The following is an 11,568-nucleotide window of genomic DNA, read 5'->3' as shown; positions in this document are numbered from 1 at the left end:
TAGCACGTAATTTTTTGCCGAAAATCCGGTTTCTGCCGAACCATACAATAAAGCCGATTTGTAACAATTCGTAAGGATTGAGAAATCATGACGAAAAAGTTGACCTTATGCTCAAAAGCAACATTGTTATTCACACGAGAGCTGAAAAAGCTGCGCTTGTCATGATTGGCAAGGTCTGGGAGGACAACAGTTGAATAATCGCACCCTGGGGGCTGACGGATCACAATCCGTCCCGGCGCTGCTGCATCGTAACGCGACCGAATTTGCGAACGCGCCTGCGTATCGTGAAAAAGAGTACGGGATCTGGCAGACCTGGACATGGTCGCAGACCCGCGAAGAGATCGAAGCACTGGCACTGGGACTTCTTGATCTGGGCGTGGCAGAAGGCGACTTTGTTGCAATCATCGGGCGGAACCGACCATACCTCTACTGGTCCATGGTCGCAGCGGAAATGTGTGGCGCGATCCCCGTGCCGCTCTATCAGGACGCGGTTGCCGAAGAGATGGCCTATGTGCTTGGGCATTGCGGTGCGCGCTTCGTGATCGTCGGCGATCAGGAACAGGTCGACAAAGTCATCGAAGTACAGGCGCAACTGCCCGATTTCGAACAGATGATTTATCTCGATCCGAGGGGTCTGCGCAAATACGATCATGCGAAGCTGCATCAATACGCGCATGTGCAGGAGGCCGGCCGTGCCAAACGCGACGAGTTGAGCAAAGAGCTTGATGCGCGGCAGGCGAAACTGACCTACGACAGCACCTGCGTGATGCTTTACACTTCGGGTACAACTGGCAAACCCAAAGGGGTTGTGCTGAGCAATCGCAACGTGATCGAGACGGCGAAATCATCCTCGGAATTTGATGGTCTACGCCAGACAGATGACATTCTTGCCTATTTGCCCATGGCCTGGGTGGGTGATTTCATTTTCTCCGTTGGTCAGGCGATGTGGACAGGTTTCTGCACCAATTGTCCCGAGAGTGCGGAGACGATGCACACCGATCTGCGTGAGATCGGCCCGACCTACTACTTTGCGCCGCCGAGGGTGTTCGAGACGCAATTGACCAACGTCATGATCCGCATGGAAGATGCAAGCCCTTTGAAAAAAAGGCTTTTTGACAAGTTCATGGCGCATGCCCGCAAAGTGGGGCCAGCCATTCTGGACGGTGAACCCGTCAGCCAATGGGACCGGTTCCTCTACAATATCGGTGAGTTGGTGATCTACGGACCGCTCAAGAACACGCTGGGGTTTAGCCGCATTCGCGTGGGCTATACTGCGGGCGAGGCGATCGGGCCGGAAATCTTTGATTTTTACCGATCACTGGGGATCAACCTCAAACAGCTTTATGGGCAGACCGAAGCCACAGTCTTCATCACCGCCCAGCCTGATGGCGAGGTGCGCAGTGATACTGTGGGTGTGTGTTGCCCGGGCGTGGAGCTGAAAATCGCGGAGAACGGAGAGGTCTTTTACCGCTCTCCGGGGGTTTTTGTCGAATACTACAAGAATGCCGAAAGCACCGCCGACACCAAAGATTCCGAAGGCTGGGTCGCCACCGGTGATGCCGGGTTTATCGAGGAGGACACGGGGCATCTGCGTATCATCGACCGTGCCAAGGATGTGGGGCAGATGGCGGACGGGTCGCTCTTTGCACCCAAGTACGTTGAAAACAAAATGAAATTTTTCCCCAACATTCTGGAAGCCGTGGTTTTCGGCAATGGGCGGGATGAGTGTACAGCCTTCATCAACATCGACCTGACGGCGGTTGGCAACTGGGCGGAACGCAACAACATCGGTTATGCCTCCTATCAGGAGCTTGCCCGCCACCCTCAGGTCATGGACACGATCCAGACCCATGTAGAAGAGGTGAACGCCTCTGTTGCGCAGGACGAAATGCTGTCGGGCTGTCAGGTACACCGTTTTGTGGTTCTGCATAAAGAACTCGATGCGGATGACGGTGAATTGACCCGCACCCGCAAGGTTCGCCGCAGGATCATTGAGGAGAAATATGCCGATATCATCGCGGCGCTCTACGATGGATCAAGCTCGGTCAGCACTGAAACGGAAGTGACTTACGAAGATGGCCGCAAGGGCTCTATTTCTGCGACATTGGAAGTGCGCAACGCTGCAGTGCAGGCCGTGGCACAGAAGATGGCTGCCGAATGATAACGTCTGTTCCTGATGCGATGCCCGCTATGGCACCACTTGTTTGTCGCCCAAAGCTACAGAAAGGTCGACGATCCATCATAAGTGGCGCTGACGGCGCGACTGATGTGGAAGCGTGTCGAAAATCCGCGCAGGATGGATTCGATGTCCCGGATCGCTTCCGTGCGACTGAGACCCTTGTTCCTGCGCTTGGCAGCCATGGACATGAGGCAGTTCCGTTCCCAGTCTTTACGCATTGTAATGCTCCCTCGTGCTGCTCCTTCCATCACTCTAAATCGAAAATGGTTAATATTTCGCGGACCCTTAGAACGTTGGGGGCAGAACATGCTTGATCAATCACAAGGATATACCACCGAGGACGGTCGCAAGATTGGCGGCGTGGTCATGGAGATGCGCAATATTACCCTTAGATTCGGCGGGGTTGAGGCGATCAAGGATATTTCCTTTGATATCCGTGAGGGTGAAATCCGCGCCATAATCGGCCCGAACGGCGCGGGTAAATCCTCAATGCTTAATGTGATCTCTGGGTTCTATATCCCGCAGGAGGGCGAGGTTCTTTACAAAGGTAGCCCGCGCCCGCCGATGAAACCTTACCAGGTTGCCCAGCAGGGCATCGCGCGTACCTTCCAGAATATTGCGCTCTTTGAAGGCATGTCGGTGCTCGACAATGTGATGACCGGTCGGCTGACCCATATGAAAACCGGGCTTTGGCAACAGGCTTTGTGGAAAGGTGCGGCGGAAACAGAGGAAACTGCCAACCGCGAAGTCGCGGAAAAGATTATTGATTTCCTTGAAATTCAAGCCATCCGGAAAACCCCGGTTGCGCGTCTTCCATATGGGCTGAAAAAACGGGTTGAGCTGGCGCGGGCGCTGGCGGCGGAGCCGTCGCTCTTGCTGCTCGACGAGCCGATGGCGGGTATGAATGTCGAGGAGAAAGAGGACATGAGCCGCTTTATCCTCGATGTGAATGACGAGTTCGGCACAACCATTGCGCTCATTGAGCATGACATGGGCGTGGTCATGGATCTGAGTGACCGGGTCGTGGTGATGGACTACGGCAAGAAGATCGGCGACGGAACCCCGGCGGAGGTGCGCGGCAATCAGGCAGTGATCGACGCCTATCTGGGAGTAGCGCATGACTAGTGCCACTTCACCCTTCTTGCACCGATTTCCTGCCAATACTCAATTTGCACGATTTCGATGGGTGCGAGGTGGCGTGGGCCTCCTTGCACTACTGGTTGCAGCAGGCCTTGCGAAGCCAGCAAAGGCGGATGCATGGCTAACCTTTCAAGCGCGCTGCCTTGATGCCTTTGAAGCCTTCTCGCCAGCGGTGGTGAGCGATCTGCCGTGGATCAAACACGCCGAGTTGCCCGGCGCTTTTTCGAGTGATGCGGTAGCCTATGGGCCAACCGAGGCCGGGCATGTGGTTATCCTCGATCCTGCGCCTCTCGCAGATGGCGACAGGCTATGTTCCGTGACCGGAGAAATCGAGGATCGGGGCGAGATTGCCGGATGGATTGTCGATCAGGTGCAAACCGATCGTTATGAGATGACCAGAAATGGGGTCGCGACTATTCTTCTCAGCCTTGAATGGATCGAGCCGCGCTTGCAGGTGACGCTTATCCTGGAAGGCACTAATGCGGGCGCGTACTCCGTTTTGGAGACAAACCTTGAAAGCTGAATTGTTGCAGACCATTCGAAAACTGGGCCGCGCGGGTCAATCCTGTGCTTGTCACATGTCCGCCCGCTTGTCGGTTTGCAGGCGCTTATGGCGTCAAACATACGGTCACGAACCTACCACTCCTGTTATATTTTTTGAACAAATGGTTAACCATCGGCGGATTGTTTCCGTGGTACCACCAAAGCATGGGCAAGATCATGCTTAGTCTGCCGGCGATCCTGTCCTTCATGCAATGCCGACCCGCGTGGGCCGGTGTCACAGAGCAGACGGACAATGGATACCGTTTGGAGGGTACACATGAGTAATTGGTGGTTAATGGGCGCGTTCGCCCTTGGAAGTATAGTGTTCACAGGCGCGCAAGCTGAAGCAGGGCCGAGATTCTGCGAAGAACCAACACCTGCAATGCAAGAGACCTGCGCTGTCTATCAATCCTACTGCGCAGCTTATCTGGATGATCCGTCCTCTCTGGACCGGTCAAACCTGCGCGAAATCCCCAGCGGCGCGCGGGCGCGCTTCGCGGCTAGCGAACTGACGCAGGTCACGCTGGGTTACATGACGACGCCGAACCCGCAGGTGGCTGTGGTCTACGGCGATGAATACCCGTCGTGCGAACTCTTGATGACGGGAATGCAGTATTCGGACCTGCTTTTGGCCTATCGCGACTGGCGCGAGGGGGAGGGGGCGCAGTTTGCGGCCACCGCCCCGTTTGAGCCTGTATCGAAACGCGAGATGCCACGCGCTTATGCCGCTGTCTTTCTGGCCGCACCGCGCGATGATGGGCGGGTCACCGAGATCACCCTGAACTGGAACCTGAGCGAGGCGGGTCTGACCCGGCTCAAAGTATCATATCAGCCGGAGCGCGAGCACACCCGCGCTCTGCTGGGGCAAGGAGCAAACTGATGCCGGAACAGCTGGCCTTTACCATCGAGGTTTTCCTGAACGGTCTGATGGCGGGGGTGCTTTATGCACTTGTCGCCCTGGGGTTCGTCTTGATCTATAAGGCCAGCGGCATTTTCAACTTTGCACAAGGGGTCATGGCGCTGTTTGCCGCCATGACCCTTTACGGGATCATGAATGGGCAGGTGCCTTTTGCGCATTTGATCAATGCGATTTTTGGCACGGACATTCATTATTTCGGATGGAGCATCCCTGCGTTCCTGTCGATCATTCTGACCATCGGCGTGATGATTTTGCTCGCCTGGATGGTGCAACGCTACATCTTTCGCTACCTCGTGGGGCAGGAGCCGATCATTCTGTTCATGGCGACCATCGGGCTCGCCTATTTCCTCGAAGGGGTCGGAGACCTCATGTGGGGCTCCGATATCAAAACGCTCGATGTGGGGCTGCCGCAGGGCATCAACGTCGCCATTGACGAGGCCACTTTCGGCTGGTTCGGTTACGGCTTTTTCATCGACAATCTGGATATTGTGGCCTCCGTGGTGGCGGCATTGCTGGTGATCGGACTGGTCATGTTCGCGCAATATACCAAGCAGGGTCGGGCCATGCGCGCGGTGGCAGATGACCATCAGGCGGCCTTGTCCGTCGGCGTGTCGCTGAATTTCATCTGGATTCTGGTCTGGTCGCTGGCCGGGTTCGTGGCGCTGGTTGCGGGCATCATGTGGGGGGCGAAGTCAGGGGTGCAGTTCTCGCTGTCACTGATCGCGCTCAAGGCGCTGCCGGTGCTGATGCTGGGTGGGTTCACCTCGATCCCCGGTGCCATTGTCGGCGGGCTGATCATCGGCGTGGGCGAGAAGCTTTTCGAGTTCCTGATCGGCGCACCCTACCTTGGGGGGGCTACGGAAAACTGGTTCGCCTATATGCTGGCGCTGGTCTTTCTGGTGTTTCGTCCGCAGGGTCTGTTCGGGGAGAAGATCATTGAACGCGTGTGAGACAGGCGCGGTTGCAATGCGCTATTCTTCCAGACTGCGGAAGAGCGCCACACTCAGGGCCGCAAGAACCGTGACACCCAGCGTCAACGCCAGATTGAAGTCCGCAAATGTCAGCATGGCCAGGGCCAGACAGACGCCCACAACAAGCAAACATATTATGATCCCAAGTCCCCAGATCATTGAGCCGGATTTTCCCTTGCGGGTCTTTTGGAGTGCTGGGTCCGCATCAACGAACTCGGTCTCCACAACGTCGACACTTTCGATCAGTTGCGCCCGTTGCGCCAGATACGCGACATCTGAAATCTCGCCACGTGCCAGACGCTCTTCCAGTTGGCGTATTTCCTTGAGGATGGCCGTCATGTCTTCCACTCCTTCCCCCACGAGCGGTCTTGCCGGGGGAAATGGGGCAGAATTGGGAAAATCTGTGAAAGATTGTGATCTGGTTAATGCCGTTATCAGTGCGAAAACGCGCCGGTGCAGATCGGGGGTCTGTCGATGACAAAAGGTATTCCAATGCGCCTGACGTGCCATTGTGGCGCCAGCGAGTTGAAGGTCATCCTGGCCGAAGACTTGGAGACCGCGCGTCGGTGCGATTGTTCTTTTTGTCGCCGCAGAGGAGCCATGAATGTCTCCGTGCGCGATGGCGACCTGAAGGTGATACGTGGTGCGGCCCTGGCACTCTACCAGTTCGGCCCTCGGCGGGCAGAGCATTACTTTTGCAGCATTTGCGGATGTTACACGCATCACCGGCGCAGTTCGAACACGTCGGATTTCGGCGTGAACGTGGGCGGCCTTGAAGGCGTCAATCCCCGCGATGTCGATCCGGTGCCTTGGCTTGATGGCGTCAACTACAACCCAGAAATTCAGGGAGCCGACTAATGCTCTATCGTGAAGCCGGTGACTTCAGCACCACCTATTCTGAAGACAGCCAAACCTTTCCGATCAAGTTTGACCGCTGGCGATACTATGCAGTGCTCTTTGTCGCGATTTTTGTCATTCCGTTTATGATCAATGACTACTGGGTCAATTCGATTTTCATGCCGTTTCTGATCTATGCGATCGCGGCGATCGGGCTGAATATTCTGGTGGGCTACTGCGGGCAGGTGAGTCTGGGAACAGGTGGTTTTATGGCTGTGGGGGCCTATGCCTGTTACAAGCTGATGACGGCCTTTCCCGAAGTCAGCATGTTCATCCATGTGCTGCTGGCGGGTGGGATTACCGCCGCTGTGGGCGTGCTCTTCGGCCTGCCGAGCCTGCGCATCAAAGGGTTCTATCTGGCGGTGGCGACACTGGCGGCGCAGTTCTTTCTGGTCTGGCTGTTTAACCGTGTGTCGTGGTTCTACAATTATTCTGCCAGCGGTCAGATCAACGCCCCCGAACGCGACACCTTCGGCATCCTGATCACCGGGCCCAACACCGAAGCCTGGGCCACCTACATGTTCTGCCTGATCTTCACGATCTTCTCCGCGGTAGTGGCGCGCAACTTGACACGCGGATCGGTGGGGCGGCAGTGGATGGCCATTCGCGACATGGATATCGCGGCGGAAATCATCGGGGTGAACCCGCTCAAGGCCAAGCTGACGGCCTTTGCTGTGTCGTCCTTCTTTGTCGGGATCAGCGGCGCGCTGTTCTTTGCGGTTTATCTGGGTGCGGTGGAAGTGGGCGAGGCCTTTGGCATCACTAAATCCTTTCTCGTGCTCTTCATGATCATCATTGGGGGCCTCGGTTCGATCTTTGGTTCCTTTGCGGGGGCTGCATTTCTGGTGCTGCTGCCGGTGCTGCTGAAAGTCATTGGCGTGGATTGGCTGGGCTGGCCCACGGACATCGTGGCGCACCTGAACCTGGTGATTGTGGGCGGTCTAATCGTGGTCTTCCTGATCGCGGAACCGCACGGTCTGGCGCAGCTTTGGCGCGTTGCCAAGGAGAAACTGAGATTGTGGCCCTTCCCGCACTAGGGCGGGCTGCAGAATAACGGCGGGCAAACCCGCCTCGAAGACCCCGGGCACCCGGGATATCGGACAAACACCAAGGGAGGTAACACCGATGAAGTATAAACTGGGAACAATGGCCGTGGCCGGCCTGATGGCGGCAAGCCCCGTGATGGCGGATCTTGTCTTTCCATCGCTGAGCTACCGGACAGGACCATATGCGGCGGGCGGCATTCCGTTTGCCGATGGGTATGCGGATTACTTCACGCTGCTGAACGAGCGTGACGGAGGCATCGGCGGCGTGGCAGCACGCGTGCTGGAATGCGAGACCGGCTATAACACCGAAAAAGGCGTGGAGTGCTATGAGAGCACCAAAGGTGAAGGCGCATTGGTGTACCAACCGCTTTCCACCGGCATCACCTACCAGTTGATCCCCAAGGCCACGGCGGATGACATTCCGATTCACTCCATGGGGTATGGCAGGACATCTGCGGCTAACGGCGATGTCTTCAGCCATGTTTTCAACTACCCAGCCAACTACTGGAACGGGGCATCCGCCGCGATCAACCACATTCTGGAACAGAATGGTGGCGATATATCTGGCAAGAAGATCGCACTGGTTTACCACAACTCCGCCTATGGCAAGGAGCCCATCCGGACGCTGGAGAAGCTCAGTGAAAAGCACGGGTTCGAGCTGAGCCTGCTGGCGGTTGATCACCCCGGACAGGAACAGAAATCCCAATGGCTGCAAATCCGCCGTGAAAAGCCGGACAATGTGATCATGTACGGCTGGGGTGTGATGAACCAGGTGGCCGTGCAAGAAGCCGCCAACATCCGTTTTCCGATGGAAAACTTCATCGGCATCTGGTGGTCGGGGGCTGAGATCGATGTGACCCCGGCCGGTGACAAGGCCAATGGGTTCAAGGCGTTGGCGCTGACAGCGGTGGGCGATGATTTCCCGCTCTACGAAGACCTGCAGAAATACGTGGTCGACACAGGCAAGGCTGCGGGTGCGGGCGATCAGCTTGGTACCGTGCCCTACAACCGGGGTATCTATGCCGCCATGCTGGCCGCAGAGGCGGTAAAAGTGGCGCAGAAGATGCATGGGGTGGATGACATCACCTCCGGTCAGATGCGCGATGGTATGGAAGCGCTGGTGATCACGGAGGATGTAATGGCCGCCAATGGACTGCCAGGCTTTGGTCCGTCGTTCTCCGTCTCATGTGAAAACCACGGCGGCGAAGGCATGGTGGCCGTCACGCAATGGGACGCGAGTGCGGGCGAGTTCGTGACGATTTCGGATTTTGCACCGACGGACATGAGCGTCATCCAGCCGTTGATTGATGAGGATTCTGCTGCGTTCAAGGCAGAGAACAACATCGCATCCAACTGCAACTAAGCAACATGGCCCCGGCGGTTTCGCTGCCGGGGCATCCCCTAAACGGAAGGTCAATGCACGATGCTGGACGCCGCCAAGCAACAGGACACGAAGCCCGATACGGTGCTGGAGGTCAATAATATCGAGGTAATCTACAACCATGTGATCCTCGTGTTGAAGGGCGTCAGCCTGAATGTGCCTAAAGGTGGGATCACCGCCCTGCTGGGCGGAAACGGGGCCGGCAAGACCACGACGCTCAAGGCAATCTCGGGGCTTCTGGCCTCCGAGCGCGGCGAAGTGACTAAAGGGTCGATCCGCTATCGCGGTGAGGTTATTCAGCATCAGGACCCGGCAGAGACCGTGAAACGCGGTGTGGTTCAGGTAATGGAGGGGCGTCATTGTTTTGAGCATCTGACAGTTGAAGAGAACCTGCTGACCGGGGCCTATACCCGTAAAGACGGCAATGCTGCGATCCAGGCCGATCTGGAGCTTGTGTACACCTATTTCCCGCGCCTGAAAGAACGGCGCAAAAGCCAGGCGGGCTATACTTCGGGGGGCGAACAGCAGATGTGCGCCATCGGGCGCGCGCTGATGTCGCGACCCGAGACGATCCTGCTGGATGAGCCATCGATGGGGCTGGCCCCGCAACTGGTCGAACAGATTTTCGAAATCGTTAAATCAGTCAATGAAAACGAAGGCGTGACCTTCCTGCTGGCCGAGCAGAACACCAATGTAGCGCTGCGGTTCGCCCATTACGGCTATATTCTGGAATCAGGCCGGGTGGTGATGGATGGCCCGGCAGGTGAGCTGCGCGAGAACCCGGATGTGAAAGAATTCTACCTGGGCATGTCGGAAGAGGGACGCAAATCCTTCCGCGATGTGCGCAGCTATCGCCGCCGCAAACGCTGGCTATCATAACCCCAATAACGGAGACATGCGATGAGACAGATTGCCTTTGCCATTTTCGTGGCGCTGATGGCCGCGCCCGTTGCCGCCGAAGAACTGGTTGTGCGGGAGATATTGAATGAAAAACCTCTCAGCAATGCGGAAGGCACTGTTGTCATTGTCTCGAAGCTGACGGTCAAACCGGGTGGGCGCATTCCTTTGCACATCCACCCCGGCGATGAACATGCCGTTATGATCGTGGGTGGGCAGGCCTTGATGCCCAATGGTAAGGAGGTGACGCTGCCGGCCGGCACGCCGATGTTTTTTCCTGCGGGTCAGGTTCATGGGGGTGTGACCAATCAGGGGCAGACAGACATCGAGATTGTCACAACCCATATTCTGCGCGCCGACCAACCCTTTCAGACAGTGGCTGAATGAGAATGAATACCCACTATGACGATTTGGAAACCCGTAGCGCAGACGCGCGCGCGGCAGCGCAGCTGCAGGCGCTTCAGGCCAACATAGCACGTGTCGCGGCGACGCCCGGGGCTTGTCGAATCGAAGATGGAAGCGTTCAGGATTTGGCCGATCTGCGAAAGTTGCCGGTCTTGCGCAAATCCGATCTGGCCGCCTGGCAGGCTGACAACCCGCCCTTCGGGGGGATACCCGTGCGTAACGCGGCGCATGTTTTCCAATCCCCGGGGCCGATCTATGAGCCGGGTGGCGTAACCCACGACTGGTGGCGCATGGGCCGGTTTTTGCATGCGGTCGGTATTGGTGCAGGTGATGTCGTTCAGAATTGTTTTGGATACCATCTGACGCCAGCAGGCATGATTTTCGAGTCCGGGGCGCGTGCTGTTGGGGCCACCGTCCTGCCAGCGGGCACCGGCCAGACTGAACTACAGGTGCAGGCCGCCAAGGCGGTCGGGTCCACTGCCTATGCCGGTACGCCGGACTACCTGAAGGTACTTTTGGACAAGTCTGATGCGTTGGATGTTGCCTTGAACTTCACCAAGGCGGCGGTAGGCGGCGGTGCTCTGTTCCCGGCGATGCGGCAGGCCTATGCGGATCGCGGCATCACCTGTCTGCAATGCTATGCCACCGCCGATTTGGGCAATATCGCCTATGAGAGCCCGGCAATGGAGGGGATGATTGTCGATGAGGGGGTTATCGTCGAAATCGTGACACCCGGTTCTGGCGAGCCCGTCGCACCGGGAGAGGTAGGGGAGGTGGTCGTGACCACGCTTAACCCCGATTACCCGCTGATCCGCTTTGCGACAGGTGATCTGAGCGCAGCTTTGCCCGGTCAAAGCCCCTGCGGGCGGACGAACATGCGCATCAAGGGGTGGATGGGGCGCGCGGACCAGACAACCAAGATCAAGGGAATGTTTGTGCGCCCCGAGCAGGTTGCAAATCTCGTGGCCCGCCATGATGAAATCGTCAAGGCGCGGGTCATCGCCCGCCGCGACGGAACGCAGGACGCGATGACGGTCCAGCTGGAGACGACGGGTGGTGCGGCCGAGGATTACGCGGCCAGTGTGGCGGCGACGCTGAAACTCAAGGGCATTATCGAGGTCGTGAGCCCTGGCAGCCTGCCGAAAGACGGTCTGGTGATCGAGGATCAGCGCGACTACGAAACCACCTGA

Annotated in this window: 13 protein-coding genes; 11 read left to right on the top strand and 2 right to left on the bottom strand. The window is 57.2% G+C overall.

The genetic code is table 11. The features are described 5' to 3' along the window. Positions 1 to 190: 190 nt before the first annotated feature. Positions 191 to 2,161, top strand: coding sequence for an AMP-binding protein (locus ACOTTU_RS07990; RefSeq protein ID WP_425657178.1), 1,971 nt, complete (start codon positions 191 to 193; stop codon positions 2,159 to 2,161). Between the two features lie 56 nt (positions 2,162 to 2,217). Here the strand turns inward: ACOTTU_RS07990 and ACOTTU_RS07985 are convergent, their stop codons facing one another. After that, a complete protein-coding gene (locus ACOTTU_RS07985) occupies positions 2,218 to 2,397 on the bottom strand; it encodes a hypothetical protein (RefSeq protein WP_425657177.1) in 180 nt (59 codons plus the stop codon). An 88-nt stretch (positions 2,398 to 2,485) separates the two neighbouring features. Here ACOTTU_RS07985 and ACOTTU_RS07980 point away from each other — a divergent pair, with 88 nt between their 5' ends. The 4 genes from ACOTTU_RS07980 (at position 2,486) to ACOTTU_RS07965 (ending at position 5,731) form a co-directional block, all read left to right on the top strand. Further along, entirely contained in the window at positions 2,486 to 3,304 is an 819-nt protein-coding gene (locus ACOTTU_RS07980; RefSeq protein ID WP_298915363.1) for an ABC transporter ATP-binding protein, read from the top strand. 73 nt (positions 3,305 to 3,377) lie between these two features. Then, positions 3,378 to 3,842 (top strand): hypothetical protein, encoded by a 465-nt coding sequence (locus tag ACOTTU_RS07975; protein ID WP_425657175.1) that lies wholly within the window; start codon positions 3,378 to 3,380, stop codon positions 3,840 to 3,842. 402 nt (positions 3,843 to 4,244) lie between these two features. Further along, positions 4,245 to 4,742: a hypothetical protein gene (locus tag ACOTTU_RS07970; protein ID WP_425657173.1), complete on the top strand. Its 498-nt coding sequence runs from the start codon at positions 4,245 to 4,247 to the stop codon at positions 4,740 to 4,742. After that, positions 4,742 to 5,731 (top strand): branched-chain amino acid ABC transporter permease, encoded by a 990-nt coding sequence (locus ACOTTU_RS07965; RefSeq protein ID WP_298915355.1) that lies wholly within the window; start codon positions 4,742 to 4,744, stop codon positions 5,729 to 5,731. Before ACOTTU_RS07970 ends, ACOTTU_RS07965 begins: the two co-directional genes overlap by 1 nt. Before the next feature lie 21 nt (positions 5,732 to 5,752). On the opposite strand, the gene ACOTTU_RS07960 is transcribed toward ACOTTU_RS07965, so the two are convergent. After that, on the bottom strand, positions 5,753 to 6,091 hold the full coding sequence (locus ACOTTU_RS07960) for an SHOCT domain-containing protein (RefSeq protein ID WP_425657171.1): 339 nt from the start codon (positions 6,089 to 6,091) through the stop codon (positions 5,753 to 5,755). Positions 6,092 to 6,244: 153 nt separating this feature from the next. Between ACOTTU_RS07960 and ACOTTU_RS07955 the strand changes: the two genes are divergently transcribed. The 6 genes from ACOTTU_RS07955 (at position 6,245) to ACOTTU_RS07930 (ending at position 11,568) form a co-directional block, all read left to right on the top strand. After that, a complete protein-coding gene (locus ACOTTU_RS07955; protein WP_425657746.1) occupies positions 6,245 to 6,610 on the top strand; it encodes a GFA family protein in 366 nt (121 codons plus the stop codon). Then, entirely contained in the window at positions 6,610 to 7,686 is a 1,077-nt protein-coding gene (locus ACOTTU_RS07950; RefSeq protein ID WP_298915348.1) for a branched-chain amino acid ABC transporter permease, read from the top strand. Before ACOTTU_RS07955 ends, ACOTTU_RS07950 begins: the two co-directional genes overlap by 1 nt. Before the next feature lie 88 nt (positions 7,687 to 7,774). Continuing rightward, positions 7,775 to 9,058 (top strand): ABC transporter substrate-binding protein, encoded by a 1,284-nt coding sequence (locus ACOTTU_RS07945; RefSeq protein ID WP_298915346.1) that lies wholly within the window; start codon positions 7,775 to 7,777, stop codon positions 9,056 to 9,058. A 60-nt stretch (positions 9,059 to 9,118) separates the two neighbouring features. Beyond that, positions 9,119 to 9,955 carry an ABC transporter ATP-binding protein gene (locus tag ACOTTU_RS07940; protein WP_298915344.1) on the top strand — a complete coding sequence of 279 codons (837 nt, stop codon included), beginning with the start codon at positions 9,119 to 9,121 and terminating at the stop codon, positions 9,953 to 9,955. Positions 9,956 to 9,976: 21 nt separating this feature from the next. After that, entirely contained in the window at positions 9,977 to 10,360 is a 384-nt protein-coding gene (locus tag ACOTTU_RS07935) for a cupin domain-containing protein (protein WP_298915341.1), read from the top strand. After that, entirely contained in the window at positions 10,357 to 11,568 is a 1,212-nt protein-coding gene (locus ACOTTU_RS07930) for a phenylacetate--CoA ligase family protein (protein ID WP_425657168.1), read from the top strand. The genes ACOTTU_RS07935 and ACOTTU_RS07930 overlap by 4 nt, the downstream gene beginning before the upstream one ends.

This window comes from Roseobacter sp. EG26 (assembly GCF_049830555.1).
Classification (GTDB): Bacteria; Pseudomonadota; Alphaproteobacteria; order Rhodobacterales; family Rhodobacteraceae; genus Roseobacter.
This window is presented reverse-complemented; position numbering and strand designations above follow the sequence as displayed.

What these genes read in the sequence shown, in the direction of transcription:
- ACOTTU_RS07985 (WP_425657177.1), bottom strand. Translation starts at nt 2,397, where the DNA reads ATGCGTAAAGACTGGGAACGGAACTGCCTCATGTCCATGGCTGCCAAG.
- ACOTTU_RS07980 (WP_298915363.1), top strand. Translation starts at nt 2,486, where the DNA reads ATGCTTGATCAATCACAAGGATATACCACCGAGGACGGTCGCAAGATT.
- ACOTTU_RS07970 (WP_425657173.1), top strand. Translation starts at nt 4,245, where the DNA reads ATGCAAGAGACCTGCGCTGTCTATCAATCCTACTGCGCAGCTTATCTG.
- ACOTTU_RS07965 (WP_298915355.1), top strand. Translation starts at nt 4,742, where the DNA reads ATGCCGGAACAGCTGGCCTTTACCATCGAGGTTTTCCTGAACGGTCTG.
- ACOTTU_RS07960 (WP_425657171.1), bottom strand. Translation starts at nt 6,091, where the DNA reads ATGACGGCCATCCTCAAGGAAATACGCCAACTGGAAGAGCGTCTGGCA.
- ACOTTU_RS07955 (WP_425657746.1), top strand. Translation starts at nt 6,245, where the DNA reads ATGCGCCTGACGTGCCATTGTGGCGCCAGCGAGTTGAAGGTCATCCTG.
- ACOTTU_RS07950 (WP_298915348.1), top strand. Translation starts at nt 6,610, where the DNA reads ATGCTCTATCGTGAAGCCGGTGACTTCAGCACCACCTATTCTGAAGAC.
- ACOTTU_RS07945 (WP_298915346.1), top strand. Translation starts at nt 7,775, where the DNA reads ATGAAGTATAAACTGGGAACAATGGCCGTGGCCGGCCTGATGGCGGCA.
- ACOTTU_RS07940 (WP_298915344.1), top strand. Translation starts at nt 9,119, where the DNA reads ATGCTGGACGCCGCCAAGCAACAGGACACGAAGCCCGATACGGTGCTG.
- ACOTTU_RS07935 (WP_298915341.1), top strand. Translation starts at nt 9,977, where the DNA reads ATGAGACAGATTGCCTTTGCCATTTTCGTGGCGCTGATGGCCGCGCCC.
- ACOTTU_RS07930 (WP_425657168.1), top strand. Translation starts at nt 10,357, where the DNA reads ATGAGAATGAATACCCACTATGACGATTTGGAAACCCGTAGCGCAGAC.